The sequence below is a fragment of the Pseudomonas sp. 2 genome, assembly GCF_056627435.1.
The window spans coordinates 97,313-123,895 of the sequence record NZ_JBWXNG010000018.1 but is presented as its reverse complement, the minus strand read 5'-3'; the positions used below and the strand labels follow the sequence as shown (position 1 = coordinate 123,895).

At 62.5% G+C, this 26,583-nt stretch carries 24 protein-coding genes; 12 read left to right on the top strand and 12 right to left on the bottom strand.

The genetic code is table 11. From position 1 onward, the window contains the following. The first annotated feature begins 23 nt into the window (after positions 1 to 23). From AC1MEK_RS24855 to AC1MEK_RS24825, 7 genes are all read left to right on the top strand, one after another. Positions 24 to 914 carry an NAD(+) kinase gene (locus AC1MEK_RS24855; RefSeq protein ID WP_480398919.1) on the top strand — a complete coding sequence of 297 codons (891 nt, stop codon included), beginning with the start codon at positions 24 to 26 and terminating at the stop codon, positions 912 to 914. Continuing rightward, complete coding sequence (locus tag AC1MEK_RS24850) at positions 914 to 1,885, top strand: metallophosphoesterase (RefSeq protein ID WP_480398918.1); 972 nt, start codon at positions 914 to 916, stop codon at positions 1,883 to 1,885. Before AC1MEK_RS24855 ends, AC1MEK_RS24850 begins: the two co-directional genes overlap by 1 nt. Then, positions 1,882 to 2,754 (top strand): rhomboid family intramembrane serine protease, encoded by an 873-nt coding sequence (locus AC1MEK_RS24845; RefSeq protein ID WP_480398917.1) that lies wholly within the window; start codon positions 1,882 to 1,884, stop codon positions 2,752 to 2,754. Before AC1MEK_RS24850 ends, AC1MEK_RS24845 begins: the two co-directional genes overlap by 4 nt. Before the next feature lie 29 nt (positions 2,755 to 2,783). Further along, positions 2,784 to 3,044, top strand: coding sequence for a YeaC family protein (locus AC1MEK_RS24840; RefSeq protein ID WP_062380693.1), 261 nt, complete (start codon positions 2,784 to 2,786; stop codon positions 3,042 to 3,044). Beyond that, complete coding sequence (locus tag AC1MEK_RS24835; protein ID WP_480398916.1) at positions 3,041 to 3,871, top strand: DUF2797 domain-containing protein; 831 nt, start codon at positions 3,041 to 3,043, stop codon at positions 3,869 to 3,871. Before AC1MEK_RS24840 ends, AC1MEK_RS24835 begins: the two co-directional genes overlap by 4 nt. A 32-nt stretch (positions 3,872 to 3,903) precedes the next feature. Next, on the top strand, positions 3,904 to 6,567 hold the full coding sequence (gene pepN / locus AC1MEK_RS24830; RefSeq protein WP_480398915.1) for an aminopeptidase N: 2,664 nt from the start codon (positions 3,904 to 3,906) through the stop codon (positions 6,565 to 6,567). 191 nt (positions 6,568 to 6,758) lie between these two features. Then, positions 6,759 to 7,721, top strand: coding sequence for an omptin family outer membrane protease (locus AC1MEK_RS24825; protein ID WP_480398914.1), 963 nt, complete (start codon positions 6,759 to 6,761; stop codon positions 7,719 to 7,721). 436 nt (positions 7,722 to 8,157) lie between these two features. Here AC1MEK_RS24825 and queD read toward each other — a convergent pair whose 3' ends face one another. Together queD and AC1MEK_RS24815 are read right to left on the bottom strand one after the other, a co-directional pair. Continuing rightward, complete coding sequence (queD, locus tag AC1MEK_RS24820; protein WP_480398934.1) at positions 8,158 to 8,514, bottom strand: 6-carboxytetrahydropterin synthase QueD; 357 nt, start codon at positions 8,512 to 8,514, stop codon at positions 8,158 to 8,160. A gap of 106 nt (positions 8,515 to 8,620) precedes the next feature. Beyond that, entirely contained in the window at positions 8,621 to 9,703 is a 1,083-nt protein-coding gene (locus AC1MEK_RS24815) for a patatin-like phospholipase domain-containing protein (protein ID WP_480398913.1), read from the bottom strand. Positions 9,704 to 9,870: 167 nt separating this feature from the next. On the opposite strand from AC1MEK_RS24815, the gene AC1MEK_RS24810 reads away from it, so the two are divergent. The 5 genes from AC1MEK_RS24810 to AC1MEK_RS24790 all read left to right on the top strand — a co-directional run bounded on the left by AC1MEK_RS24810 (position 9,871) and on the right by AC1MEK_RS24790 (position 13,683). Continuing rightward, positions 9,871 to 10,179: a PepSY domain-containing protein gene (locus tag AC1MEK_RS24810; protein ID WP_480398912.1), complete on the top strand. Its 309-nt coding sequence runs from the start codon at positions 9,871 to 9,873 to the stop codon at positions 10,177 to 10,179. Positions 10,180 to 10,259: 80 nt separating this feature from the next. Continuing rightward, complete coding sequence (locus tag AC1MEK_RS24805) at positions 10,260 to 10,508, top strand: PepSY domain-containing protein (protein WP_480398933.1); 249 nt, start codon at positions 10,260 to 10,262, stop codon at positions 10,506 to 10,508. Beyond that, positions 10,508 to 11,176, top strand: coding sequence for a response regulator transcription factor (locus AC1MEK_RS24800; protein ID WP_480398911.1), 669 nt, complete (start codon positions 10,508 to 10,510; stop codon positions 11,174 to 11,176). Before AC1MEK_RS24805 ends, AC1MEK_RS24800 begins: the two co-directional genes overlap by 1 nt. After that, positions 11,173 to 12,510, top strand: a complete 1,338-nt coding sequence (locus tag AC1MEK_RS24795) for a sensor histidine kinase (protein WP_480398910.1) — start codon at positions 11,173 to 11,175, stop codon at positions 12,508 to 12,510. Before AC1MEK_RS24800 ends, AC1MEK_RS24795 begins: the two co-directional genes overlap by 4 nt. Before the next feature lie 108 nt (positions 12,511 to 12,618). Continuing rightward, positions 12,619 to 13,683, top strand: a complete 1,065-nt coding sequence (locus tag AC1MEK_RS24790; RefSeq protein WP_480398909.1) for an AI-2E family transporter — start codon at positions 12,619 to 12,621, stop codon at positions 13,681 to 13,683. A 910-nt stretch (positions 13,684 to 14,593) separates the two neighbouring features. On the opposite strand, the gene nuoN is transcribed toward AC1MEK_RS24790, so the two are convergent. The 10 genes from nuoN to nuoE form a co-directional block, all read right to left on the bottom strand. Next, positions 14,594 to 16,051, bottom strand: a complete 1,458-nt coding sequence (gene nuoN, locus AC1MEK_RS24785) for an NADH-quinone oxidoreductase subunit NuoN (protein ID WP_480398908.1) — start codon at positions 16,049 to 16,051, stop codon at positions 14,594 to 14,596. Positions 16,052 to 16,058: 7 nt separating this feature from the next. After that, positions 16,059 to 17,591 (bottom strand): NADH-quinone oxidoreductase subunit M, encoded by a 1,533-nt coding sequence (gene nuoM, locus AC1MEK_RS24780; protein WP_480398907.1) that lies wholly within the window; start codon positions 17,589 to 17,591, stop codon positions 16,059 to 16,061. A 52-nt stretch (positions 17,592 to 17,643) separates the two neighbouring features. After that, positions 17,644 to 19,491 carry an NADH-quinone oxidoreductase subunit L gene (nuoL, locus tag AC1MEK_RS24775; RefSeq protein WP_480398906.1) on the bottom strand — a complete coding sequence of 616 codons (1,848 nt, stop codon included), beginning with the start codon at positions 19,489 to 19,491 and terminating at the stop codon, positions 17,644 to 17,646. Next, positions 19,488 to 19,799 carry an NADH-quinone oxidoreductase subunit NuoK gene (gene nuoK, locus AC1MEK_RS24770; RefSeq protein ID WP_480398905.1) on the bottom strand — a complete coding sequence of 104 codons (312 nt, stop codon included), beginning with the start codon at positions 19,797 to 19,799 and terminating at the stop codon, positions 19,488 to 19,490. Before nuoK ends, nuoL begins: the two co-directional genes overlap by 4 nt. 2 nt (positions 19,800 to 19,801) lie before the next feature. Next, positions 19,802 to 20,302 carry an NADH-quinone oxidoreductase subunit J gene (nuoJ, locus tag AC1MEK_RS24765; protein ID WP_480398904.1) on the bottom strand — a complete coding sequence of 167 codons (501 nt, stop codon included), beginning with the start codon at positions 20,300 to 20,302 and terminating at the stop codon, positions 19,802 to 19,804. 9 nt (positions 20,303 to 20,311) lie between these two features. Beyond that, complete coding sequence (gene nuoI, locus AC1MEK_RS24760) at positions 20,312 to 20,860, bottom strand: NADH-quinone oxidoreductase subunit NuoI (protein WP_047227738.1); 549 nt, start codon at positions 20,858 to 20,860, stop codon at positions 20,312 to 20,314. An 11-nt stretch (positions 20,861 to 20,871) separates the two neighbouring features. Beyond that, the gene (gene nuoH, locus AC1MEK_RS24755; RefSeq protein WP_108239288.1) at positions 20,872 to 21,861 is read right to left on the bottom strand and encodes an NADH-quinone oxidoreductase subunit NuoH; all 990 of its coding nucleotides are present in this window, start codon (positions 21,859 to 21,861) and stop codon (positions 20,872 to 20,874) included. After that, positions 21,858 to 24,569 carry an NADH-quinone oxidoreductase subunit NuoG gene (gene nuoG / locus AC1MEK_RS24750; protein WP_480398903.1) on the bottom strand — a complete coding sequence of 904 codons (2,712 nt, stop codon included), beginning with the start codon at positions 24,567 to 24,569 and terminating at the stop codon, positions 21,858 to 21,860. The genes nuoH and nuoG overlap by 4 nt, the downstream gene beginning before the upstream one ends. 153 nt (positions 24,570 to 24,722) lie before the next feature. After that, the gene (gene nuoF / locus AC1MEK_RS24745) at positions 24,723 to 26,087 is read right to left on the bottom strand and encodes an NADH-quinone oxidoreductase subunit NuoF (protein ID WP_480398902.1); all 1,365 of its coding nucleotides are present in this window, start codon (positions 26,085 to 26,087) and stop codon (positions 24,723 to 24,725) included. Beyond that, positions 26,084 to 26,581, bottom strand: a complete 498-nt coding sequence (gene nuoE, locus AC1MEK_RS24740) for an NADH-quinone oxidoreductase subunit NuoE (RefSeq protein WP_274135645.1) — start codon at positions 26,579 to 26,581, stop codon at positions 26,084 to 26,086. Before nuoE ends, nuoF begins: the two co-directional genes overlap by 4 nt. Positions 26,582 to 26,583 lie beyond the last annotated feature (2 nt).

The following is a 26,583-nucleotide window of genomic DNA, read 5'->3' as shown; positions in this document are numbered from 1 at the left end:
CGTATCGACCCTGCGGGAGCCCCATGGAGCAATTTCGTAATATCGGCATCATCGGTCGCCTGGGCAGTACCCAGGTGCTGGAGACCGTCCGCCGACTCAAGAAATTCCTGATGTCGCGGCACCTGCATGTGATTCTCGAAGACACCATCGCCGAAGTCCTGCCCGGCCACGGCCTGCAGACGTCTTCGCGCAAGATGCTCGGGGAGGTCTGCGACATGGTCATCGTCGTCGGCGGCGACGGCAGCCTGCTGGGCGCGGCGCGGGCGCTGGCCAAGCACAACGTGCCGGTGCTGGGGATCAACCGCGGCAGCCTGGGCTTTCTGACCGACATCCGCCCCGACGAGCTGGAAGTCAAGGTCGCCGAGGTGCTGGACGGCCACTATCTGGTGGAAAACCGCTTCCTGCTCCAGGCCGAAGTGCGTCGCCACGGCGAGGCCATCGGCCAGGGCGACGCGCTCAACGACGTGGTGCTGCACCCCGGCAAATCCACGCGCATGATCGAATTCGAGATCTACATCGACGGCCAGTTCGTCTGCAGCCAGAAGGCCGACGGGCTGATCGTCGCAACCCCTACCGGCTCCACGGCCTATGCGCTGTCGGCGGGCGGGCCGATCATGCACCCCAAGCTCGATGCCATCGTCATCGTGCCGATGTACCCGCACACCCTTTCTGGCCGGCCAATTGTCGTCGATGGCAACAGTGAGCTGAAAATCGTTGTCTCAAAGGACATGACGATTTATCCACAGGTCTCCTGCGATGGACAGAACCACTTCACCTGCGCGCCGGGTGACACCGTGACGGTCAAGAAAAAGCCCCAGAAACTGCGCCTGATCCACCCGCTCGATCACAACTATTACGAAGTCTGCCGCACCAAACTCGGTTGGGGCAGCCGACTTGGCGGCGGGGGCGACTGATGCTCGATCCGGCGCGTAGCTACGATCTGATCGGTGACGTGCATGGTTGTGCCCAGACCCTTGAGCACTTGCTCGACACCCTTGGTTATCGCTTGGTGGGCGGCGTCTGGCGCCACCCCGAGCGTGTCGCCCTGTTCCTGGGCGACATCATCGACCGCGGCCCGCGCATTCGCGAGGCGCTGCACATCGTGCACGACATGGTCGTGGCCGGGCAGGCGTTCTGCATCATGGGCAACCATGAGTTCAACGCCCTGGGCTGGGAGACCCCTGCGCCTGCGGACACCGGCAAGCAGTTCGTGCGCGAGCACACCCCGCGTCATGCACGGCTGTTGGGCGAGACGCTGGCGCAGTTCGAGCCGTATCCCGGCGAGTGGAAGGCGTTTCTCGACTGGTTCTACGAGCTGCCGCTGTTCATCGACGCCGGGCGCTTCCGCCTGGTGCATGCCTGCTGGGACGCCAGCCTGATCGAGCCGTTGCGCGGTGTGCACGGCGATGGCCGCATCGACAAGGCATTCGTCCAGGCCTCGGCAGTGCAGGGCAGTTTCGCCAGTGCGGTGTTCGACCGCCTGCTGCGCGGCACCGACATGCGCCTGCCCCACGGCATGACCCTGACCGGCGGCGACGGCCTGACGCGGGCGTCGTTCCGCACCAAGTTCTGGGAAGACGACCCGCAAACCTACGGCGACGTGGTGTTCCAGCCCGACGCGCTGCCGGAACCGGTGGCCAAGCGGCCTTTGTCCGACACCGAGAAGAACGCACTGCTGCGCTATGGCATCGATCAGCCGCTGCTGTTCGTCGGCCACTACTGGCGCAGCGGCGTGCCCGCGCCGATCCGGCCGAACCTGGCCTGCCTGGATTACAGCGCCGTACTCTACGGCAAGCTGGTCGCCTACCGGCTGGATCAGGAGACTGTGATCGATCCGGGCAAGTTCGTTTGGGTCGACGTCAAGCGGCCGGAGACAGCCCGTTGAAGCCGGTTGCGGCGCTGCGCCTGCCGATGAACACCGACCTGAACGGCTTCGTCGAACTGCTCCGGCGCCTGAACGTGCCTCATCGGGTCAGTGAGGAAGCGGGCGAGCAAGTGCTCTGGGTGCCCGACGCGCCGACCCTGGCCGACGACATCCGCGAACTGTACCGCCAATACCCGCAGGGCGACCCCACGGCGCAGTTGCCGCCGGGGCGCGAACTGGTGGCGGTCAGCCGCCCGAGCCCGTGGCTGCAACTGCGTGCCGCGCCGGTGACGGTGGCGATTCTGTTGCTGTGCCTGATCGTGGCCGGTGTCACGCTGCTGGGCGATAACCTTGACGCGCTGAGCTGGCTGACCTTCAACGATTTTCGCGTCAGCGGCGATTACGTCATGTTCACGCCGCTGCAGGTGTCGCTGGCGGCGGGGCAGTGGTGGCGCATCGTGTCGCCCATGCTCATTCACTTCGGCCTCCTGCATCTGGTGATGAACGGGCTGTGGTTCTGGGAGCTGGGGCGGCGCATCGAAATGCGCCAGGGCCGCTGGATGCTGCTGGGCCTGACCCTGCTGTTCGCCGCGTTTTCCAACTACGGCCAGTATGTCTGGAGCGGCCCGACTCTGTTCGGCGGGTTGTCCGGCGTGCTCTACGCCTTGCTTGGCCACTGCTGGATCTTCCAGCTGCTGGCGCCCAACGCCATGTACCGCCTGCCGCGCGGCGTGCTGGGCATGATGCTGATCTGGCTGGTGGTGTGCATGTCCGGCGTGGTCGGCCTGCTGGGCTTTGGCGAGATCGCCAACGGCGCCCATGTGGGCGGTCTGATCATCGGTTGTGCAACAGGTCTTGTGGGCGGTGCATTAGCCCGCCGTAAACATTAAAATCGCCCGCTTACTTCTGGGAGAACCTAATGTCCTCTTTTGTCGAAATGATCGAAAACATCACCCCGGACATCTACGAGAGCCTGAAACTGGCCGTGGAAATCGGCAAATGGTCCGATGGCCGCAAACTGACGCAGGAACAGCGTGAGCTGTCGCTGCAGGCGCTGATCGCCTGGGAAGTGCGCAACGTGCCCGAAGAGCAGCGCATCGGCTACATGGGCCCGCAGGAATGCGCATCCAAGTCGGCACCGGTTCCCAACATCCTCTTCAAGTCGGATGCCATCCATTGATCGAGATTGGCCGCGGCTCCGTCAACAAAATGTCCGTGCGGCTCGACGCCACACGGGCCGAATATGCGTTTCGTCTGGGCGACTCGCAGATCCCGGTCAACCCGCTGATCGGCCAGACCGTGCGTCTGGAGTATTTGGGCGCCATCCATTGCAGCCACTGCGGTCGCAAGACCAAGACCAGTTTCAGCCAGGGTTACTGCTACCCGTGCATGCAGAAACTGGCCCAGTGCGACGTTTGCATCATGAGCCCGGAAAAATGCCACCACGAGCACGGCACCTGCCGTGAGCCGAGCTGGGGCGAGCAGTTCTGCATGACCGATCACGTGGTTTACCTGGCCAATTCGTCGGGCGTGAAAGTGGGCATCACCCGCGCCACGCAGCTACCGACCCGCTGGCTGGACCAGGGCGCCAGCCAGGCGCTGCCGATCGTGCGCGTCGCCACCCGCCAGCAGTCCGGATTCGTCGAAGACCTGTTCCGCAGCCAGGTGCCCGACCGCACCAACTGGCGCGCGCTGCTCAAGGGCGACGCGCCGGCGGTGGACCTGATCGCCATCCGCCAGCAACTGTTCGAATCCTGCGCCGAGGGCATTGCGGCCTTGCAGGCGCGCTTCGGTTTGCAGGCCATCCAGCTGCTCGACGACCTCGCCCCCATCGAGATTCAATACCCGGTCCAGGCCTACCCGACCAAGGTGGTGAGCTTCAATCTGGACAAGGACCCGATCGCCGAAGGCACCTTGCTGGGCATCAAGGGTCAATACCTGATCTTCGACACCGGCGTGATCAACATCCGCAAGTACACGGCCTATCAACTCGCCGTGCATCACTAGTAGCCCGCATCAGTAGAAGAAGGGACACCATCATGCGCACCGAACAGCCGAAAATGATTTACCTGAAGGATTATCAGGCGCCTGAGTACCTCATTGACGAGACGCACCTGACCTTTGAATTGTTCGACGATCACACCCTGGTACACGCGCAACTGGTCATGCGTCGCAACCCGGCACGCGGAGCTGGTTTGCCGCCGCTGGTCCTCGACGGCCAACTGCTGGAACTGCTGTCGGTCAAACTGGCCGACGTCGATCTGACGGCCTCGGACTATGAGTTGACCCCGGACAGCCTGACCGTCCAGCCCAAATCCGAAACCTTCACCCTGGACACCAGCGTGAAGATCCACCCGGAAACCAACACCGCCCTCGAAGGCTTGTACAAGTCCAGCGGCATGTTCTGCACCCAGTGCGAGGCTGAGGGTTTCCGCAAGATCACCTATTACCTCGACCGCCCGGACGTGATGAGCAGCTTCACCACCACGGTCATCGCCAGCAAGCAGGATTTCCCGATCCTGCTGTCCAACGGCAACCCGGTCGACCACGGCCCGGAAGGCGAGGGCCGCCACTGGATCACCTGGGAAGACCCGTTCAAGAAGCCGGCCTACCTGTTCGCACTGGTCGCCGGTGACCTGTGGTGCATCGAAGACACCTTCGTCACCATGAGCCAACGCGAGGTGACCCTGCGCATCTACGTCGAACAGGAAAACATCGACAAGTGCCAGCACGCCATGGACAGCCTGAAGAAATCCATGCGCTGGGACGAAGAGGTCTACGGCCGCGAATACGATCTGGACATCTTCATGATCGTCGCCGTCAACGACTTCAACATGGGCGCCATGGAGAACAAGGGCCTCAACATCTTCAACTCCAGCGCCGTGCTGGCCCGCGCCGAAACCGCCACCGACGCCGCGCACCAGCGGGTCGAGGCGATCGTCGCCCACGAATACTTCCACAACTGGTCGGGCAACCGCGTGACCTGCCGCGACTGGTTCCAGCTGTCGCTCAAGGAAGGCTTCACCGTGTTCCGCGACGCCGGTTTCTCGGCGGACATGAACTCGGCCACGGTCAAGCGCATTCAGGACGTCGCCTACCTGCGCACCCACCAGTTCGCCGAAGACGCCGGCCCCATGGCCCACGCCGTGCGTCCGGACAGCTTCATCGAGATCTCCAACTTCTACACCCTGACCGTGTACGAAAAAGGCTCGGAAGTCGTAGGCATGATCCACACCCTGCTGGGGGGCGAGGGCTTCCGCAAGGGCAGCGACCTGTACTTCGAACGCCACGACGGCCAGGCCGTGACCTGCGACGACTTCGTCAAGGCCATGGAGGACGCCAACGGCATCGACCTGACCCAGTTCAAACGCTGGTACTCGCAGGCCGGTACGCCGCGTCTGGTGGTGAGCGAGTCCTTTGATGCCGCAGGCAAAACCTACAGCCTGACCTTCCGCCAGAGCGCGCCGACCACGCCGGGCCAGCCGGGCGAGGAGAAGAAGCCGTTCGTGATTCCGGTAGCGCTGGGATTGTTGAACCCACAGGGTCAGGAAATTCCACTGCGTCTGCAGGGCGAATCTGCGGCTGCGGGCACTTCGCGGGTGATTTCCGTGACCGAGGCCGAGCAGACCTTCACCTTCATTGACGTCGCTGAAAAGCCGCTGCCTTCGCTGCTGCGTGGCTTCTCGGCGCCGGTGAAACTGAGCTTCCCGTACAACCGCGATCAACTGATGTTCCTGATGCAGCACGACAGCGACGGCTTCAACCGTTGGGACGCGGGTCAGCAATTGTCGGTTCAAGTGTTGCAGGAATTGATTGCTCAGCATCAGAAGGGCGAGCAACTGGTGCTGGATCCGCGCCTGCTGACGGCGCTGGGCACCGTGCTGGCTGACGAGAGCCTGGATCAGGCGATGGTTGCCGAGATGCTGTCGCTGCCGGGCGAGGCTTACCTCACCGAAATCAGCGAAGTAGCCGATGTCGATGCCATCCACGCCGCCCGCGAGTTCGCCCGTCAGCAACTGGCGAATGGCCTGAGCGAAGCGTTGTGGAAGCGCTACCAGGCCAATCGCGAGCTGTCGCGCAACACCGCTTATGTGGCCGAGTCCGAGCACTTCGCCCGCCGCGCGCTGCAGAACATTGCTTTGTCCTACCTGATGCTCACCGGCAAGCCTGAAGTGCTGGCCGCGGCCATCGATCAGTTCGACAGCGCCGACAACATGACCGAGCGCCTGACCGCGCTGGCCGTGCTGGTCAACTCGCCGTTTGAGGAGGAGAAGGCCAAGGCGCTGGCGGTGTTCGCCGAGAACTTCAAGGACAACGCGCTGGTCATGGACCAGTGGTTCAGCGTCCAGGCGGCCAGCACCTTGCCGGGTGGCCTGGATCGCGTGAAGGCACTGATGCAGCACCCGGCGTTCACGATGAAGAACCCGAACAAGGTGCGTGCGCTGATCGGTGCGTTCGCCGGCCAGAACCTGATCAACTTTCACGCGGCGGACGGCACCGGCTACCGCTTCCTGGCGGACCTGGTCATCGAGGTGAACGGCTTCAACCCGCAGATCGCCTCGCGCCAACTGGCGCCGCTGACCCGCTGGCGCAAATACGACGACAAGCGTCAGGCCTTGATGAAAGGCGAGCTGGAGCGCATTCGTGCGTCCGGCCAGCTGTCGCCTGACGTGTATGAAGTGGTGAGCAAAAGCCTGGCGTAATTCGACGCTGGCGGATCGAGTAAGGGCCTCCTGTGCACACAGGCGGCCCTTTTTTCTGCCCGGTCGCTTTGTAGGATGTGTCTGACTTCTCGGGTTTAGATTTCACACACGCGTGATGGGAAAGTGCTGGCAGAACGATCCTGCATTCAAAAGCATGCTTCGCACCCTCATTCGAAGGTGTGGAGAGGTTGATGAAAGGGCACAAGACACTGGCATTGCTGGGGCTCGCGCTGCTGGTACAGGACGCCGTTGCTGATGCGAAGGTGACCGATGAACAACGTTTTCAGGTGGGAGCGGTCGGGGTGAGCCTCGGGCTGGGGCTGCTCAATGGCCAGGCGCAGGAAAAGGTGTATGACGTTGAAGATGGCGGCAAGAAAGTCAGCCAGCTGAACTGGGAGCTCAAGCAGATTCCCACCCTGCATCTTGGGCTGGCTTACGACCCCTTGAACTGGCTGACCCTTGAAGCCCGCGGCTGGACGCAGATCAGCAAGGGCGACGGGCACATGAAGGATTACGACTGGCTCAAGGAAGACCAAGCTGGCTGGAGCGATTATTCCGATCATCCGAACACTCGCGTTCAGCAAGCCTGGCAGGCGGAGTTCGCAGCGACTGCCTGGGCCCTCAAGCATGACGATCTGGCGCTGGGAGTGATGATGGGTTATCAGCGCACTCGGTTAGGTTGGCAGGCTCGCGGCGGGCGCTATACCTACTCTTCGGATGACGGGTTTCGTGATGAGTCCGGCCATTTTCCCGCGGGTGAGAAAGGCGTTAGCTATCGACAAACCTATGACACGCCTTATCTAGGACTGGTGGGTCTCTATAGCTATGGGAAGTGGTCACTGGAAGGTCGCTACAAATACAGCCAGTGGGTCAAGGCTGAAGATTTCGACACCCACCACGCGCGCAACACCACCTTTGCCGGGAGCAACGGGAACACCGGCCAGATGCAAAGCCTGGCACTGGGCGCGTCCTACCGCATCACCCCGCAGTTTTCCGTGAAAGCCGGTGTCGATTATCAGGTCTACGCCGAGGCCAAGGGCAGCCAGACCGTCAACAACCGAGACACGGGAGAAGTCACGCGCTACAGCGGAAAATCCGGCTCGCAGTCCAGCCGGACAGTGCTGTCCACTCTGGCGCTGAACTACCACTTCTAAAGAGCGTTGACGCCCCCGTAGCAGTACGGCTTGCCAGCGGGGACGTCCTCAAGATCGCTCCCGCCGGCAAGCCGTGCTGCTACGGGTCGGTATTGTGCTTTTGATCTTGATCTTCATGCGCGATAGCCCAGACGACACAAATCGCGACTTGGGTGCAGGCCGAACGCAGGTGATGTGGAGTGGGTCGAGCGACAGGATGTCGCGAGAGGCGCGTGGGCCATGGATGGCCCTTTCGCGCCGGGCCCACGGAGCATCGCCGGAGTGAGGGAACCTCGACGAAGTCGAGGCCAAACCAGGAGCAGAACCCTTGGTTACTTGGGGTCATCAAGTAACTCGGCGAAGCCGAAACAGATCTGCCGTTAGGCAGAGCCATGAAAAGCCACTGAGCACTCGCTGACTGTCAGAGGTTTAAGCAACCGCATAAACCTGCGAAAAATCAATCCCCGCGATAAACACACCCACTGGTGCATGTCTCATGAATCCGGATCGCCGATAACTCCGGCAGCAGCGGCTTGAGCTCATTCCAGATCCACTTCACCAACACCTCGCTGGTTGGGTTCTCCAAGCCAGGAATATCGTTCAGATAGTTATGATCCAACCGCTCGTACAGCGGCTTGAAAATACTCTTGATCTCGGAAAAATCACGGATCCAGCCGGTATGCGGATCAGGCTCGCCCGCCAGATAGATCGCCACGCGAAAGGAGTGACCATGCAGGCGCCCGCACTTGTGCCCCTCGGGAACGTGAGGCAGACGGTGGGCGGATTCGAACGTAAATTCCTTGAAGATTTCCACGGTAGTAATGGCCTTGAAGAGAGGGCGATCGCCAGGGCGATGAATGCAGATGGGCGAGTTTACCAGCAAAGGTTTGTCTGCGCGCAGGCAAAACCTGACCGTGCGGTTAAACCAGAATCTCCAGCCGCCCGGCCAGCTTGCCGCCATCCACCAGATCAATGAACTCATCGCCCAGCCTGCGGCTCTGTTCCATGGCCGTGCGCCAGTAGCGCTGACGTTCCTGATCCTGGCCCACGAAGCGCTTGAAGTCGCTGCGGTCGGGTAGTTTGCCGAACGGCAGGGTCGCGAGGTATTCCCGGGACGGTGCAAGCAGCACGACGTCCTGCAGGCGATCCAGATCGCCGCGGCGCCAGGGCAGGGTCTTGTCGAACCAGCCGGGGATGATCTTGTCGGTGAAGTGCGGGTAGAGCACGATGTCGCTGCCGTGGTAGGGCAGGTCCAGGTGGTAGTCCAGCAGGCCGCCGTCGCGGAAGGTGCCGGGCCCTGCGCCGGGGATGTCCGTGACCCCTTGCATCACCATGGGGATCGAGCCCGAGGCCAGCAGCGCCTGGCGCAGATTGCCCGTTTCCAGCGGCAGGCAGCGCGAGGGGAAATCCGTCAGTGCCGCCAGCGGCGGAGCCAGGCGGGCGTCATGCATGATCACTCGCTCGAAATGGCGCGACAGGCGAGCGCGGCCCAGCAGGTTATTGGCGATCACCGAACCCAGGCCCAGCCCCAGGCCGCCACGATGATCCAGCGCAAGCAGCCCGTGGCTTTTCACGATCATGATGTTCAGGCGGTAGTGCGGGTTGCTCAGCACACTGGCGTCGCGCCCTTGCAGCAGGTCGTCGAGCATCTTCACGCAACTGCGGGTGACCTCGGCCATGGTCACGCCCTTGGCGAAGCTCTGCTCGTTGTACAGCTGGCCCAGCCGCTCGATGCCTTGGACCGGGTCGGGCAGACAGGCACTGGCGAAGCGCCAGGAACCGATGGAAGCGCCGATCAGAGAACGTTCACGAGGTGCACGAGGCAGCCATTCGCCAAACAGCGCAAGGTCCAGCCCCTGAATGCCCAGCGCCTTGGGGCCGCCGGCCGCGCCGGGAATGATGCCGACATCCGCCGCTGCCAGGCCGTGCTCGCGAATCCTCGCCATGGCGCGTTTGCCGGCCTTGATCGTCAAGGCGTTGGTTTTGATCTGGATGGCGCTCATGTTCACTCCATGTCTGGCAAGGCGCGGATTATAGCCAGTGACGCAGGCGTGGAGGATGAAGGTCGTGGTAGAAGGTGATGGCAGGTGGCCAGAAAAATTCAGGTTGAATTAAGTTCGGCTGTTTATCGTGGAGCCCATAAACACCTCGAACCACAAAGGAAAACACCATGAAAACCCTTACTGCCTTCTTTGCCGCTGCTGCTCTGGCTGTCACCGCCGGTTACGTTCAAGCCCGGGATCTTGGCCCGGACGAAGCCCTCAAACTGCGCGATGCGGGTACTATTCAGTCTTTCGAAAAACTCAACGCGGCGGCACTGGCCAAACACCCGAACGCGACCATTACCGACACCGAGCTGGAAGAGCACTATGGCAAGCATGTTTATAAGGTCGATCTGCGCGACGCCCAGGGCGTTGAGTGGGACGTCGAAGTCGACGCTGCCAACGGCCAGGTCATCAAGGACCATCAGGACACGTGATGTTTGCCAGTAAACGCCCCATCGAATGCCTGGTTTACTGTCTGCTGGCGACCTGCGTCGTGCTGGCTTCGGCCGTGTGCATGGCGCGGGACCTGAATCAGGATGAGGCGCTGGCCCTGCGGCAAAAGGGCGTGATCCTGCCGCTGGAGCAATTCATCGAACAGGCCCTGGGGCGTTACCCCGGCTCCAAGCTGCTGGAGGCGGAGCTGGAAGAGAAACACGACCGGCTGGTTTACGAAATCGAACTGCTGACCGTCGATCACGTGGTCCGCGAGTTGAAGTTTGACGCCCGTGACAGTCGGCTGCTGGAAGACAAGGAAGATGACTGATGCGTCTGTTACTGGTTGAAGACAACGTGCCGCTGGCCGATGAGCTGGTCGGCACGTTGAGCCGTCAGGGCTATGCGGTCGACTGGCTGGCCGATGGCCGCGACGCGATCCATCAGGGCGCGAGCGAACCCTATGACCTCATCGTGCTGGACCTCGGGCTTCCGGGCATTCCGGGGCTCGAGGTGCTGCACAAATGGCGCAGCGACGGGCTGTCGACACCGGTGCTGATTCTCACCGCCCGAGGCTCCTGGGCCGAGCGCATCGAGGGCCTGAAGGCCGGCGCCGATGATTACCTGACCAAACCCTTTCATCCCGAAGAACTGCAATTGCGGATTCAGGCGTTGCTGCGCCGTGCGCGGGGCCTGGCCAACCAGCCCACCCTCGAAGCGGCCGGTCTGCACCTGGATGAGGGGCGCCAGTGTGTCAGCCGCGATGGCGAAGAGATCCAGCTCACCGCCGCCGAATTTCGCCTGCTGCGTTACTTCATGCTGCACCCCGAACAAATCCTCTCCAAGAGCCACCTGGCCGAGCACCTTTACGACGGTGAAAACGAGCGCGATTCCAATGTGATCGAAGTCCACGTCAATCATCTGCGCCGCAAGCTTGGGCGTGGTGTGGTCGAAACCCGTCGCGGGCAGGGTTACCGGTTCGGCGGGGCAGGGGGGTGAGATCCATCCAGCGGCGCTTGAGCCTGGGCCTGATCAGCGTGCTGCTGGTCATCGGCCTGATTCTGGCGCAGGTCAGCCTGTGGCTGTTCGAGATCGGCCTGCAACGCTACCTCGAATCCGGGCTGCGCAACGACAGCGAACTGCTGCTGGTGGCCATCGTACGCGGGCCCAACGGCCTGCAGCTGGATGAACACCGGCTCTCGCCCGGTTATCAGCGGCCCTATTCGGGGCATTACTTTCGCATCGACTTCGATGGCGGCCACTGGCGCTCCCGCTCGCTGTGGGACCTGGAGCTGCCACAGCCGGAGCAACCGGGCCTGCACGCCGATCTGAAACTGGAAAAGAGCAAGCAGTCGCTGCTGTTGCTGCACAACGACTACCGCAAGTTCGGCCAGAAGATTTCCATCACCGTGGCTCAGGACTACACGCCGGTGAAGGCGAGCTTTGCGCTGGTGCAGCGGATTGGCCTGATCCTCGGGCTGGCCGGCCTGATCCTGATTCTGGTGCTGCAGCGCATCACCGTACGCCGGGCCTTGCGCCCGCTGGATGCCGCACGTGAGCAGATCCAGCAGCTGCAACAGGGCCAGCGCTCCCAGCTCGACGAACAGGTACCGCTGGAGCTCGAGCCTTTGGTGGCGCAGATCAACCACCTGCTGGCCCACACCGAAGACAGCCTCAAGCGCTCGCGCAATGCGCTGGGCAATCTGGGCCATGCCCTGAAGACGCCGCTGGCGGTGCTGCTGAGTCTGGCCGAGGGCCAAAAGCTCGAACGCCATCCCGAGGTGCAAGCCACCTTGCGTGAGCAATTGCGGCAGATTCAGCAACGACTTGAGCGTGAGCTGAACCGGGCGCGGCTGTCAGGGGATGCGCTGCCGGGCATGCGTTTCGATTGCGATGTCGAATTGCCGGGCCTGTTCTCGACCCTGCGCATGATTCACGGCGAGCACCTGGAGCTGAACAACCACGTCGCCTCCGGGCTGGTGCTGCCCTGGGATCGTGAAGACATTCTCGAACTGCTGGGCAATCTGCTGGACAACGCCTGCAAATGGGCCGACAGCAGCGTCTGCCTGTGCATCACCCAGGTGCCTGACGGTTTCTGCGTGCTGATCGACGACGACGGCCCGGGAATCCCCGTCGAGCAGCGCGACGATGTACTGGGCCGCGGCAATCGTTTGGACGAACAGGTGACCGGGCATGGCCTGGGGCTGGGCATCGTCAAGGACATCGTCGAATCCTGGGGCGGGCGGATTCAACTGCTCGAAAGCCCTCTGGGCGGATTGCAGGTGCGCATCGATCTGCCCGACCGCCAGGGCATCGCTCAGCCGCTTGCCTGAAGGCTGCACGTCACTGTCTCACGGGTTTTACACAGGGCACTCCTGCCGCAGCGGGCTGACTAATGATCAGGCCGCCGATTCGCTGCGGCTCGATGACCTGGAACAGACATGAACGAAACCGCGCTGCAAAACAAGACCCTGATGCTGTTGCTGATACTGGTGAGCCTGGCGTTCATCTGGATTCTCCTGCCGTTTTACGGCGCCGTGTTCTGGGCGGTGGTACTGGGGGTGGTGTTCGCGCCGTTGCAGCGGCGGTTCCTGGCGCGCTTTGGCTGGAAGCGCAATGCGGTTTCCCTGCTGACCCTGCTGGTCTGCCTGCTGATCGCCATCTTGCCGGTGATCATCACTGGCATGTTGATGGTTCAGGAGGGCGCGGCGTTGTACAAGAACGTCGAAAGCGGCCAGTTGGACATCCCCAAATACCTGGCCGAGTTCAAGGCGCTGTTGCCCATATCGATGCAGCACTGGCTCGATCGGCTGGGCCTGGGCGATTTCGACGGGCTGCAGGACAAAATCTCCAAGGCCGCCATGCAAGGCAGCCAGTACCTGGCCACCCAGGCGTTCAGCTTCGGGCAGGGCACTTTCGATTTTGTCGTCAGCTTTTTCATCATGCTGTACCTGCTGTTCTTCTTTTTGCGCGACGGCCCTGAACTGGTCCGCCGGATCCGACTTGCGATTCCGCTGGCCGAACCACAGAAGCGCCGCCTGCAGCTCAAGTTCACCCGCGTGGTGCGAGCGACGGTCAAGGGCAACGTGGTGGTCGCGGTGACCCAGGGTGCGCTGGGCGGGCTGATTTTCTGGGTGCTGGATATTCCCAGCTCGCTGTTGTGGGCGGTGCTGATGGCGTTTCTTTCGCTCTTGCCGGCGGTCGGGGCGGGGATCGTCTGGGCGCCAGTGGCGGTGTACTTCCTGGTCAGCGGCATGTTCTGGCAGGGCGTGGTGCTGGGGTTGTTCGGGGTGTTCGTGATTGGCCTGGTGGACAATGTGCTGCGCCCGATTCTGGTGGGCAAGGACACGCGCATGCCCGATTACCTGATCCTGATCTCGACCCTGGGCGGCATGGCGGTGTTCGGGCTGAACGGGTTTGTGATCGGGCCGATGATTGCGGCGTTGTTTATGTCGACTTGGGGGTTGTTTACCAGTGCCAAGAAGACGGTGAATTTGCCTGGCTAGTGTTTCGCCGTGGGCGATTTTTCAGGGTGTTGCTTGTGAGATGGATGGGCAAGATCACTTTCGTCGGTGCGGCTGAGATTTTTGATTCTGAAGATCAAGAGCGCTCTTCCTAACGTCAGATCTGTTTCGACTTCGTCGAGTTACTTGGAAAAGACCCCCAAGTAACCAAGGGGTCTTGCTTCTGGTTGGGCCCCTCCTTCGTCGGGGTACCCTCACTCCGGTCCCGCTCCGTGGGCCCGGCGCGAATGGGCCATCCATGGCCCCGCGCCTCGCGTGGCATCCTGCCGCTTGGCCCACTCCGCGAGACCTGCGTTCAGCCTGCACCCAAGTCGCGATTTGTGTCGCTTGAGCCATCGCGCACCAAGATCAAAAGCCAGATCAAATGCGAGTGAACACCGTCCCGTTGATCGTTCCCACGCTCCGCGTGGGCATGCCGCCATGGACGCTCCGCGTCCCAGTGACGCGGAGCGTCACGCAATGCGTTACCACGCGGAGCGTGGGAACGATCAGAACGGAGGGCATCGTCCTCACGCTTTTGATCTGGCTTTTGATCTTCGTACGCAAATCTCCCAGACACCACAAATCGCGACTTGGGTGCAGGCCGAACGGAGGTCTCGTGGAGTGGGTCAAGCGGCAGGATGCCGCGCGAGGCGCGGGGCCATGGATGGCCCATTCGCGCCGGGCCCACGGAACGAGACCGGAGAGAGGGAACCCGACGAAGTCGGGCCAAACCAGGAGCAAGACCCCTTGGTTACTTGGGGGTCTTTTCCAAGTAACTCGACGAAGTCGAAACAGATCTGACGTTAGGAAGAGCGCCTTTGATCTTGACCTTGACCTTCAGAAAGCCGCACTCAACAAAAAAGCCCCGTATCTCGCGATACGGGGCTTTTCAACAGACATCAAACAACCATCACAATCCAGCGTGCTGCACCAGCGTCAGCATCGGCTGCGGATACACACCCAGGAAGAACGCCAGCAGCGTAATCGCCAACAGCATCACACCCCCGGCACGCTGCGCCCAGTTGAACGGCGCATCGTGGCGCTGGATCTTCGAGTCCTGCAGATACAGCGTCACCATCACCCGCAGGTAATAGAACACACCAATCGCACTGCCCACCACCAGCGAACCGGTCAGCCACCACAGGTGCGCTTCCACGCCCGTGGCGATGATGTAGAACTTGCCGATGAAACCGGTGGTCAGCGGAATACCGGCCAGCGACAGCATCATCACCGTCAGCACGGCGGTCAGGTACGGACGGCGCCAGAACAGACCACGGTATTCGAACATCGCATCGGCGTCGCGGCCGCTGTACGGCGAGGACATCAGCGTGATCACGCCGAACGCACCCAGGCTGGTCAGCACGTACGTCACCAGGTAAACGTTGATCGCTTCGACCGCCAGACCCTTGCTCGCCACCAGCGCGATCATGATGTAACCGAAGTGCGCGATGGACGAGTAACCCAGCAGACGCTTGAGGTTGGTCTGGGTCAGCGCCAGCAGGTTACCGATCAGGATCGAGGCCACGGCGATGACCGACATCACGTCGCTCAGCACGCCGCTGGTGGCCGCCGGGGAGATCTGGAACAGGCGAACCATCACGCCGAACACCGCCACCTTGCTCGCAGTCGCCAGGAAGGCGGCGACCGGGGCAGGGGCGCCTTCGTAGACGTCCGGAGTCCACAGGTGGAACGGCACCAGCGACAGCTTGAAGCCCAGGCCGATCAGCATCATGCCCAGACCCAGGCTGGCCATGCCGCTCGGCATGCCGGTGGCCGCGATGGCCTTGCCGATTTCGCTGAAGCTCAGGCTGCCGGCGTCGGCGTACAGCAGCGCCATGCCGAACAGCAGGAAGGCGGAACCGGCCGCCGACAGCACCATGTACTTGATACCGGCTTCCAGCGAACGCTTGTTGAAGAAGGCGTACGCCACCAGGCCGTAGACCGGCACCGAGAGCAGTTCCAGACCGATGAACAGGCCCGCCAGGTGTTGCGCGGCAACCAGCACCATCGCGCCGGCAGCAGCCATCAGGATCAGCAGGTACAGCTCTTCACGGTTGCCCGGGTAGCCCAGCTTGTCTTCACCCAGGTAGGCGTGCGCCAGGGTGACGCAGGCCAGGGTCGAGACCAGGATGATGCCGATGTACAGCAGGGCGAAGCTGTCGATCTGCAGCAGTGGTGTGACCACCAGCGGCGCGACCTTGAGGGCCGGATAGATCGACAACAGTGCCAGGTTGAGCCCCGCTGTGGTCAGCAGGAACGATTGCGAGTGGTTGCGACGCCATGCGATGCCCAGCATCACCACCACGACGGTGAGGCTGGTGATCAGCAGCGGCGCCAGCGCAATAAAGTGTTGAATCGTCAGGTCCATAGCGCTCTTACCGGGCCGAAGCGAGTTGAGTGAAGGCAGTGCCGAGCCATTGCTGCACGCCATGCATGGTCGCCGAGGAGGTGTCCAGTACCGGCTGCGGGTAGACACCCAGCAACACCAGCAGCACCGCCAGGCCCAGCACCATGATCAATTCCCGTCCATCCATACCTTTGAGGATCTCTTCGGTCTTTGCAGGGCCGAAGTAGGCGCGGTGGATCATGATCAGCGAGTAGACCGAACCGAACACAAGGCCCGAAGTGGCGATGGCGGTGATCCACGGTGCGCTGACGAAGGTGCCGATCAGGATCAGGAACTCGCCGACGAAGTTGCCGGTGCCCGGCAGACCCAGCGAAGCGGCTGCGAAGAACAGGCTGATGGCCGGCAGGTACGCGATCTTGTTCCACAGGCCGCCCATTTCGCGCATGTCGCGAGTGTGCAGGCGCTCGTACAGCTGGCCGCTGAGGATAAACAGTGCAGCGGCGGACAGACCGTGAGCCAGCATCTGAATGACGACGCCTTGCAGGGCCTGCTGGCTGCCGGAGTAGATGCCGATCAGCACGAAACCCATGTGCGAGACGCTGGAGAAGGCGATCAGGCGCTTGATGTCGGTCTGGGCAAACGCCAGGAAGGCACCGTAGAAGATACCGATCAGGCCCAGGGCCATGGCGATGGGCGCGAACTCTGCCGACGCGTTCGGGAACAGAGGCAGGGCGAAGCGCAGCAGACCATAGGCCGCGGTTTTCAGGAGAATACCGGCCAGGTCCACGGAACCTGCAGTTGGCGCCTGGGCGTGCGCGTCAGGCAGCCAGGAGTGCAGCGGTACCACCGGCAGCTTCACCGCGAAGGCGATGAAGAAGCCCAGCATCAGGATGTACTCGGTGCCCGGTGCCAGCTTGGTTTTCAGCAGGTCCGCGTAGCCGAAGGTGATGACGCCGGTCTGGTTGAAGTGCACCAGCACCAGGCCCAGGATCGCCACCAGCATGATCAGGCCGCTGGCCTGAGTGAAGATGAAGAACTTGGTCGCGGCGTAGATACGGGTCTTCTTGCCGTCTGCCGAGCTGTGACCCCAGAGCGCGATGAGGAAGAACATCGGCACCAGCATCATTTCCCAGAAGAAGAAGAACATGAACAGGTCGATGGCCAGGAACACGCCAACGACACCGCCCAGGATCCACATCAGGTTCAGGTGGAAGAAGCCGACGTTACGCTGGATTTCCTTCCACGAGCAGAGGACCGACAGCACACCCAGCAGGCCGGTCAGAAGAATCATCAGCAGCGACAGGCCGTCGAGTGCCAGGTGCACGCTGATGCCGAAGCGCTGGATCCACTGGGCCTTGAATTCAAGGGCCCAGCTGGGGTCCGCGCTCGGCATTGGCGCGTAGGTGTAGTTACCGACGCTCCACAGCCACAGGGCCAGGGCGGTCAGCAGGGACATCGTCGCCAGCGCAATCCAGCGCGGCAGGGTGGCGCTGAAACGCTCACCTTGCCAGCACAGAAGGCCGCCGATGAAGGGGATCAGGATTAGCCAAGGCAGAATCATGACGGGCTCAATTCCTTTCGCAGGGTCGCAAGGTTCATGTCAGATCGACTCATCAGACCAGCACAATCGCGCCGAGCACCAGTACGGCGCCTGCGGCGATCGAGGCGGCATACCAGCGCAGCTGACCATTTTCAGTACGGCTCATCAGGCCGTTACCGGCTTTGGCCAGACGCGGGATCACGCCGATCGTGTGGTCGAGCGGGTCGCCACGCAGAATGCGGCTGATTGCCAGGTAAGGCTTGACGAACAGCACATCGTAGATCCAGTCGAAGCCCCAGGCGGCGAACCACCAGGCGGACAGGAAACGACCCGGACCGCTGTTGGCGATGGCCGTGACCAGACGACGTTTGCCCAGGAACAGCACCGCTGCCAGCAGGATACCGGCCAGGGCGATGGCGCCCGAGGCGATTTCCAGGCTGTGCTTGGCTTCGCCGCCTGCATGCCCCGCGCTCTCTGGCAGCACGCCAGCCAGCGGTGGATGAATCCAGGCACCGATGAAGGTCGACAGCACGATCAGCACGCCCAGTGGCAGCCAGTGGGAAATCCCGTGGCCGGCGTGAGCTTCGGTCTTGGCTTCGCCGTGGAAGGCGATGAAGATCAGGCGGAAGGTGTAGATCGAGGTCATGAACGCACCGACCAGACCTGCGTAGAGCAGATACTGATGGCCGCTGGCGAAGGCTTCCCAGAGGATCTCGTCCTTGGAGTAGAAGCCTGCGGTCACGATCGGCAATGCCGCCAGGGCCGCGCCGCCGACGATGAAGCTGGCGTAGGCCAGAGGCAGTTTCTTCCACAGGCCGCCCATCTTGAAGATGTTCTGCTCGTGGTGGCAGGCGACGATCACCGCACCCGAGGCCAGGAACAGCAGGGCCTTGAAGAACGCGTGGGTCATCAGGTGGAAGATCGCGCCTTCCCAGGCACCGACGCCCAGGGCCAGGAACATGTAGCCGATCTGGCTCATGGTCGAGTAGGCGAGGATCCGCTTGATGTCGGTCTGCACCAGTGCCGCGAAACCGGCCAGCACCAGCGTCACACCGCCGACGATGCCGACCAGGTGCAGGATGTCCGGCGCCAGGGCGAACAGGCCGTGGGTACGGGCGATCAGGTAGACGCCCGCGGTCACCATGGTTGCCGCGTGGATCAGTGCCGAAACCGGAGTCGGGCCCGCCATCGCGTCCGCCAGCCAGGTCTGCAGCGGCAGTTGCGCGGATTTACCGACCGCACCGCCCAGCAGCATCAGGGTCGCCAGCACGATCCAGAAATCTCCGACCTTGAAGTGCTGTGGCGCACGCACCAGCAGCTCTTGAATGTTCAGCGTGCCCAGTTGTTGGAACAGGATGAACAGGCCGATGGCCATGAACACGTCGCCGATGCGGGTCACGATGAAGGCTTTGAGTGCGGCGTTACCGTTGGCGCGGTTGCTGTAGTAGAAACCGATCAACAGGTACGAGCACAGGCCCACGCCTTCCCAACCGAAGTAGATGAACAGCAGGTTGTCGCCCAGGATCAGGAACAGCATGCTGGCAATGAACAGGTTGGTGTACGCGAAGAAGCGCGAGTAGCCGTCTTCACCGCGCATGTACCACGAGGCGAACAGGTGGATCAGGAAACCCACGCCGACCACCACGCCCAGCATGGTGATGGACAGGCCATCGACATACAGCGCGAAGTTGGGGTCGAAGCCGTCCACCGACATCCAGCGCCACAGCACCAGCGTCAGGTGGCCGCCTTCCGGCGGGGCCACGTTGAATTGCCAGATCACGTAGGCGGCGACGATGGCCGACAGGCCGATGGAGCCGACGCCGACCAGGGCGGACAGGTTTTCCGACCACTTGCCGCGGGAAAACGACAGCAGCAGGAAGCCGATCAGGGGGAATACGAAAGTCAGAAAGAGTAGGTTCATCCGCGCATCTCGCTGGCAGCGTCGATATCGAGAGTGTGGAAGCGGCGATACAGCTGCAGCAGGATCGCAAGGCCGATACTGGCTTCGGCAGCGGCAAGGCTGATCACCAGGATGAACATCACCTGGCCGTCCGGCTGCGCCCAGCGGCTACCCGCCACGACGAAGGCCAGAGCGGCAGAGTTCATCATCACTTCCAGGCTCATCAACACGAACAGAATGTTGCGGCGTACCAACAGGCCCGCCAGGCCGAGGCAGAACAGGACGCCGGCAACCGCCAGGCCGTGTTCCAGAGGAATAGCTGAGTTCATGATTACTCCTTCGCCTCGTTGCGGCCGACATGGAACGCCGTCACCGCTGCCGCGAGCAGCAGCATGGAGGCGAGTTCAACCACCAGCAGGTAAGGGCCGAACAGGCTCACGCCCACGGCCTTGGCATCCACGGTGGTGTGGCCGATGCCGGCACCGGTGGACTCTGCGAACAGCACGTACAGCAGTTCGGCCAGCAGCAGGCCGCCCAGCAGGATCGGGCCGAGCCAGATGCCCGGCTTGAGCCAGGCGCGTTCCTGCTGAACCGAGGCCGGGCCCAGGTTCAGCATCATCACCACGAACACGAACAGCACCATGATGGCGCCAGCGTAGGCGATCACTTCCAGGGCACCGGCGAACGGCGCGCCGAGGCTGAAGAAGGTCATGGCCACGGCGATCAGCGAGATGATCAGGTAGAGCAGGGCATGCACCGGGTTGGTGTTGGTGATCACCCGCAGGGTGGACACAACAGCGATGCCGGATGCGAAATAGAAAGCGAATTCCATCTTTCTTCCTTAAGGCAGCAAGCTCTTGACGTTGATCGGCTCGGCTTCGTTCTGTGCAGCGCCTTTCGGCTTGCCAGCGATCGCCATGCCCGCAACGCGGTAGAAGTTATAGTCAGGGTTCTTGCCGGGGCCGGAGATCAACAGATCTTCTTTCTCGTACACCAGATCCTGACGCTTGAACTCGGCCATTTCGAAATCCGGCGTGAGCTGGATCGCGGTGGTCGGGCAGGCTTCTTCACAGAGACCGCAGAAGATGCAACGCGAGAAGTTGATGCGGAAGAAGTCCGGGTACCAGCGACCGTCCTCGGTCTCGGCCTTCTGCAGCGAGATGCAACCGACCGGGCAGGCCACGGCGCACAGGTTGCAGGCCACGCAGCGCTCTTCGCCGTCGGGGTCGCGCGTCAGGACGATGCGGCCGCGGTAGCGCGGCGGCAGGTAAACCGCTTCTTCCGGATATTGCAGGGTGTCGCGCTTGCGAAAACCGTGGCCAAAGATCATGACCAGGCTGCGCAGCTGGGTACCCGTACCCTTAACGATGTCGCCAATATATTTGAACATGGGTCAAATCCTCACTGGGCCGCCAGAACGACCGCGGCGGTCACCAGCAAATTGATCAGGGTCAGCGGCAGGCAGAACTTCCAGCTGAAATCCATGACCTGGTCATAACGTGGGCGTGGAATCGACGCGCGCAACAGAATGAACAGCATGATGAAGAACGCGGTTTTCAGGACGAACCACATGAACGACAGCTGCGGCAGGATGTTGAACGGGCCGTGCCAGCCGCCGAAGAACAGGGTCACCAGCAGCGCCGAGATCAGGATGATGCCGATGTACTCACCGACGAAGAACATGCCCCATTTCATGCCGGCGTATTCAATGTGGTAACCGTCGGCCAGTTCCTGTTCCGCTTCCGGCTGGTCGAAGGGGTGACGGTGAGTCACGGCCACGCCTGCGATGAAGAAGGTACAGAAGCCGAAGAACTGCGGAATGATGAACCACAGGTGGTCGGCCTGGTACTGGACGATGTCGCCCATGTTGAACGAACCGACCTGCACGATGATGCCCATCAGCGACAGGCCCAGGAACACTTCGTACGACACGGTCTGCGCCGAAGCCCGCAGGCTGCCGAGCAGGGCGTACTTGTTGTTCGACGACCAACCGGCGAACAGTACGGCGTACACCGAAAGGCCCGCCATGGCGAAGAAGAACAGCAGGCCGATGTTCAGGTCCGCGACCACCCAGGTCTGGGTGACCGGGATGATCGAGAACGAGATCAGCAGGGCGCTCATCGCCACGACCGGTGCCAGGGTGAAGATCATCCGGTCAACGAACGGTGGGTTCCAGTCTTCCTTGAAGAACATCTTCAGCATGTCGGCGGCGATCTGGAACATGCCGAACGGGCCGACGCGGTTAGGACCGTAACGGTCCTGCCACCAGCCCAGCAGACGACGTTCGACGAAGCTGAGCAGCGCGCCGCAGACCACCACGGCGAGCAGCACCACGATGGCCTTGAGCACGGCGATGATCGAAGCGATTACTTCAGGGGTAAACCACGTCATTGTGCTGCCTCCTGCAGACCGTCAACGGTTTTCCCGGCCAGTGCCGGAGGAATGCCGGCCAGACCCGATGGCAGTGCCACCAGACCTGCGCCCAGCTCTTCGTTGATGCGCAGTGGCAGACGCAGGGTCTGGCCAGCCACGTTCACGGCGAGCATGGCACCGTCGTTGACGCCCAGGCGGTCCGCTTCGGACTTGGCCAGCGACACGTAGGCTTCAGGGATGCGCTCTTGAACCGGCGCGGCTTTGGAGGAGTTTTCCTCGCTGCCGAACAGGTGGAAGAACGGCACGACCTGCCAGGTGCCCTGGGCAGGGGAGAAGGCGCGCGGCACGCTGGCGAACCAGCTCAGTTTGTCGCCGCTGCTTTCGATCAGGCGCACGCCCGGGTCGCCTGCACGCAGGTGACCGCCGACTTCGTCCTGGAATTTGTTCCACGCCTGTGGCGAGTTCCAGCCCGGCGACCAGGCGAATGGCACCTGGGAGCGCGGCTCGGCAGAGCCCGAGTAACCTTCCATCGAGAACGCGAACGCCGAGTCCTTGTCCTGCGGAGTACGTGGCTCGTGGACGCTGATGTTGGCGCGCATGGCAGTACGGCCGCTGTAACGCAGCGGTTCGCGGGCCAGTTTCAGGCCCTTGATGCGGAACGAGGCAGATGGCGCGGCACCGACGATACCGGCCAGTTGCGCATTGCTTGCCGCACAGGCTTCGGTGACGTGGTCCAGTTGCGTCCAGTCCACTGGCTGGCTCAGCAGGGTGGCGCGCAGGGCATGCAGCCAGCGCCAGCCTTCGTGCACCAGGATGCTGCTGTCCAGGTAAGTCGGATCGAACACCTGGAAGAAGCGCTGGGCGCGGCCTTCCTGGCTGACCAGGGTACCGTCGCCTTCGGCGAAGCTGGCCGCTGGCAGGATCAGATCGGCACGGTCGGTGGTGGCGGTCTTCTGATGGTCGGCGACGATCACCACTTTCGCGGCTTTCAGTGCAGCTTCGACCTTGGCGGCGTCGGTGCGGGTGAACAGATCGTTTTCCAGCACGACGATGGCGTCGGCCTTGCCCGAGATCACTTGATCCAGCGCGGCGTCGACCGAGTCGCCACCGAACAGGGTCATGCCCATGCTGTTGGCTTCCGGCACGATCAGGCTCAGGGAGCCGTTCTTGTCGCGCAGTTTCAGGGCCTTGGCGATGTTGGCAGCGGCTTCGATCAGCGCATTGGAGCCCAGCGAGGCACCGGAGACGACCAGCGGACGCTTGGCTTCGAGCAGCGCTGCGGCGATGCGCTGAGCCAGTTCCAGGGCTTCGCTGTCCAGGCCGGTGACGGCCGGGGCGCTTGGGTCGATGGCGTGAGCGACGGCGAAACCGATGCGGGCCAGATCGTCGGGAGCGGCGTGTACACACTCTTCGGCGATGTCGTCCAGACGGGTTTCAGCCAGGCTGGCGATGAACAGCGGGTTCAGCTCGTGCTGGCCGATGTTCTTCACGGCGGCATCGAGCCATGGCTGGACTTTCATCGCAGCGGCCATGTCTTCGGCCTTGTTCTTCACCGACTGACGCAGGCCCAGGGCCATGCGCGCGGCGGTCTGAGTGACGTCTTCACCGAGGATGAACACGGCGTCGTGCTCTTCGACTTCACGCAGGGTCGGGATCGGCAGCGGGCTGTCTTTCAGGACCTGGGCGATCAGGCGCAGACGCTCCAGCTCACCGGCTTCAATACCGGAGTAGAAGTAGGCGCTGCCCACCAGTTCGCGCAGGGCGAAGTTGCTTTCCAGGCTGGCGCGTGGCGAGCCGATACCGACGATGGTACGGCCGCGCAGCAGGTCGGCGGCCTTGTCCAGGGCGTCGTCCAGGCTCAGCTTGGTGGTGCCCAGCAGTGGCTGGCGCGGACGGTCTTCGCGGTTGACGTAGCCATAGCCGAAACGGCCACGGTCGCACAGGAAGTACTGGTTGACCGAACCGTTGTAGCGGTTTTCGATACGGCGGATTTCGCCATAACGCTCGCCGGGGCTGATGTTGCAGCCGCTGGAGCAGCCGTGGCAGATGCTCGGCGAGAACTGCATGTCCCACTTGCGGTTGTAGCGCTCGGAGTGAGTCTTGTCGGTGAACACACCGGTCGGGCAGACCTCGGTGAGGTTGCCGGAGAACTCGCTTTCCAGGGTTCCGCTTTCGACGCGACCGAAGTACACGTTGTCGTGGGCGCCGTACACGCCAAGGTCGGTGCCGCCGGCGTAGTCTTTATAGAAGCGCACGCAGCGATAGCAGGCGATGCAGCGGTTCATCTCGTGAGCGATGAACGGCCCCAGGTCCTGGTTCTGGTGGGTGCGTTTGGTGAAGCGATACCGGCGCTCGTTGTGGCCGGTCATCACGGTCATGTCCTGCAGGTGGCAGTGGCCGCCTTCCTCGCAGACCGGGCAGTCGTGCGGGTGGTTGGTCATCAGCCATTCGACGACGCTGGCGCGAAACGCCTTGGATTCTTCGTCATCGATGGAAATCCAGGTGTTGTCCGTGGCAGGGGTCATGCAGGACATGACGATACGACCACGGGTGTCGTTCTCGTCGGTGTACTGCTTGACCGCGCACTGGCGACAGGCGCCGACGCTGCCAAGGGCTGGATGCCAGCAGAAATAAGGGATGTCGAGCCCCAGCGACAGACAGGCCTGTAACAGGTTGTCTGCGCCATCGACTTCGAGCGCTTTGCCGTCTACGTGAATAGTAGCCATGGTTCAAAGGTCTTCGTTGGCCCGGTGTCAGCGGGCGTGGCTAATGGAATCTCGGTACTGCCCCGGTTCAAACAGCCGCTGACGTTCGAACATCAGTGGCGCAATCGGGGCAAGGTCGACAGGCCTTTCGGGCTTATCGACCGGTCAGTCTTTTTATGCGCCGACTATCGTTGGCGCTTTGCCTGGAACGAGGCCAGCGGCTGCACGTGCTGCCGGTGCAATGCCTGCCTCGAATTCCGGACGGAAGTATTTGATCGCGCTGCCCAGAGGTTCCACGGCGCCCGGTGCGTGGGCGCAGAAGGTCTTGCCTGGGCCGAGGAAGTTGACCAACCCCAGCAGCGTCTCGATGTCGCCCGGTTGACCCTGGCCTTTCTCGAGGGCACGCAGCATCTTCACGCTCCACGGTAGACCGTCGCGGCAAGGTGTGCAGAAACCGCACGACTCCTGGGCGAAGAACTCTTCCATGTTGCGCAGCAGCGACACCATGTTGACCTTGTCGTCGACCGCCATCGCCAGACCCGTACCCATCCGGGTACCGACCTTGGCCACGCCGCCGGCGTAGAAGGCGCAGTCCAGGTGCTCAGGCAACAGGAAGCCGGTACCGGCGCCGCCTGGCTGCCAGCACTTGAGCTTGAAGCCGTCGCGCATGCCGCCTGCGTAGTCTTCGAACAGCTCGCGGGCAGGCAGGCCGAATGGCAGTTCCCAGATGCCCGGGTTCTTCACCTTGCCGGAGAAGCCCATCAGCTTGGTGCCGTGGTCTTCGCTGCCTTCGCGGGCCAGCGACTTGTACCAGTCGTTGCCGTTGTTGACGATCGCCGGCACGTTGCACAGTGTCTCGACGTTGTTCACGCAGGTCGGCTTGCCCCACACGCCGACGGCGGCAGGGAAGGGCGGCTTGGAGCGCGGGTTGGCACGACGGCCTTCCAGGGAGTTGATCAGTGCGGTTTCTTCACCGCAGATGTAACGCCCGGCGCCGGTGTGCACGAACAGTTCGAAGTCGAAACCGGTGCCCAGGATGTTCTTGCCCAGGAGGCCTGCGGCCTTGGCTTCTTCCACTGCGCGGTTCAGGTGTTTGGCCGCGGTGACGTACTCGCCACGCAGGAAGATGTAGCCGCGGTAGGCCTTCAGTGCGCGGGCACTGATCAGCATGCCTTCCACCAGCAGATGGGGCAGCTGCTCCATCAGCATGCGGTCCTTCCAGGTGTTGGGCTCCATCTCGTCCGCGTTGCACAGCAGGTAGCGGATGTTCAGGGATTCGTCTTTGGGCATCAGGCCCCACTTCACGCCAGTGGGGAAGCCTGCGCCGCCGCGACCCTTGAGGCCGGAGTCCTTGACCGACTGGACGATCTCGTCCGGCGTCTGTTGGGTCAGGGCCTTGCGCGCGGCTGCGTAGCCGTCTTTGGCCTGGTACTCGTCCAGCCACACCGGCTCGCCGTCGTCACGCAGGCGCCAAGTCAGCGGGTGGGTTTCCGGAGTGCGGGTGATCAGGTTGGCCGGGCCGAAGGAGGTGATCTTCATACGTAGTTCTCCAGCAGCTGGGCGACGCCCGCAGGCTGCAGATTGCCGAAGGTGTCGTCGTCGATCATCACCGCCGGCGCCTTGTCGCAGTTGCCCAGGCAGCAGGCCGGCAGCAGGGTGAAGCGCCCGTCAGCGGTGGTCTGGCCCAGGCCGATGCCCAGCTTGCTCTGGATCTCGCCGACGATGTCTTCGTGGCCGGCGATGAAGCAGACCATGCTGTTGCACACGCGGATGATGTGACGGCCCACCGGCTGGCGGAAGATCTGGCTGTAGAACGTGGCTACGCCTTCGACGTCGCTGGCCGGGATGCCCAGCACTTCGCCGATGGCATAGATGGCGCCGTCCGGCACCCAGCCGCGTTCCTTCTGGACGATCTTCAAGGCTTCGATGGACGCCGCGCGCGGGTCCTCGTAGTGATGCATTTCGTGCTCGATGGCCGAGCGCTCGGTTTCGCTCAGGGCGAAACGGTCTGTCTGGATGAGCGTGCTGTTCATGC

Bases quoted from the DNA above. Each gene is read 5' to 3' on its own strand.
- AC1MEK_RS24855 (WP_480398919.1), top strand. From the start codon at position 24: ATGGAGCAATTTCGTAATATCGGCATCATCGGTCGCCTGGGCAGTACC.
- AC1MEK_RS24850 (WP_480398918.1), top strand. From the start codon at position 914: ATGCTCGATCCGGCGCGTAGCTACGATCTGATCGGTGACGTGCATGGT.
- AC1MEK_RS24840 (WP_062380693.1), top strand. From the start codon at position 2,784: ATGTCCTCTTTTGTCGAAATGATCGAAAACATCACCCCGGACATCTAC.
- pepN (WP_480398915.1), top strand. From the start codon at position 3,904: ATGCGCACCGAACAGCCGAAAATGATTTACCTGAAGGATTATCAGGCG.
- AC1MEK_RS24825 (WP_480398914.1), top strand. From the start codon at position 6,759: ATGAAAGGGCACAAGACACTGGCATTGCTGGGGCTCGCGCTGCTGGTA.
- AC1MEK_RS24815 (WP_480398913.1), bottom strand. From the start codon at position 9,703: ATGAGCGCCATCCAGATCAAAACCAACGCCTTGACGATCAAGGCCGGC.
- AC1MEK_RS24810 (WP_480398912.1), top strand. From the start codon at position 9,871: ATGAAAACCCTTACTGCCTTCTTTGCCGCTGCTGCTCTGGCTGTCACC.
- AC1MEK_RS24805 (WP_480398933.1), top strand. From the start codon at position 10,260: ATGGCGCGGGACCTGAATCAGGATGAGGCGCTGGCCCTGCGGCAAAAG.
- AC1MEK_RS24800 (WP_480398911.1), top strand. From the start codon at position 10,508: ATGCGTCTGTTACTGGTTGAAGACAACGTGCCGCTGGCCGATGAGCTG.
- AC1MEK_RS24790 (WP_480398909.1), top strand. From the start codon at position 12,619: ATGAACGAAACCGCGCTGCAAAACAAGACCCTGATGCTGTTGCTGATA.
- nuoN (WP_480398908.1), bottom strand. From the start codon at position 16,051: ATGGACCTGACGATTCAACACTTTATTGCGCTGGCGCCGCTGCTGATC.
- nuoM (WP_480398907.1), bottom strand. From the start codon at position 17,591: ATGATTCTGCCTTGGCTAATCCTGATCCCCTTCATCGGCGGCCTTCTG.
- nuoL (WP_480398906.1), bottom strand. From the start codon at position 19,491: ATGAACCTACTCTTTCTGACTTTCGTATTCCCCCTGATCGGCTTCCTG.
- nuoK (WP_480398905.1), bottom strand. From the start codon at position 19,799: ATGAACTCAGCTATTCCTCTGGAACACGGCCTGGCGGTTGCCGGCGTC.
- nuoJ (WP_480398904.1), bottom strand. From the start codon at position 20,302: ATGGAATTCGCTTTCTATTTCGCATCCGGCATCGCTGTTGTGTCCACC.
- nuoI (WP_047227738.1), bottom strand. From the start codon at position 20,860: ATGTTCAAATATATTGGCGACATCGTTAAGGGTACGGGTACCCAGCTG.
- nuoH (WP_108239288.1), bottom strand. From the start codon at position 21,861: ATGACGTGGTTTACCCCTGAAGTAATCGCTTCGATCATCGCCGTGCTC.
- nuoG (WP_480398903.1), bottom strand. From the start codon at position 24,569: ATGGCTACTATTCACGTAGACGGCAAAGCGCTCGAAGTCGATGGCGCA.
- nuoF (WP_480398902.1), bottom strand. From the start codon at position 26,087: ATGAAGATCACCTCCTTCGGCCCGGCCAACCTGATCACCCGCACTCCG.
- nuoE (WP_274135645.1), bottom strand. From the start codon at position 26,581: ATGAACAGCACGCTCATCCAGACAGACCGTTTCGCCCTGAGCGAAACC.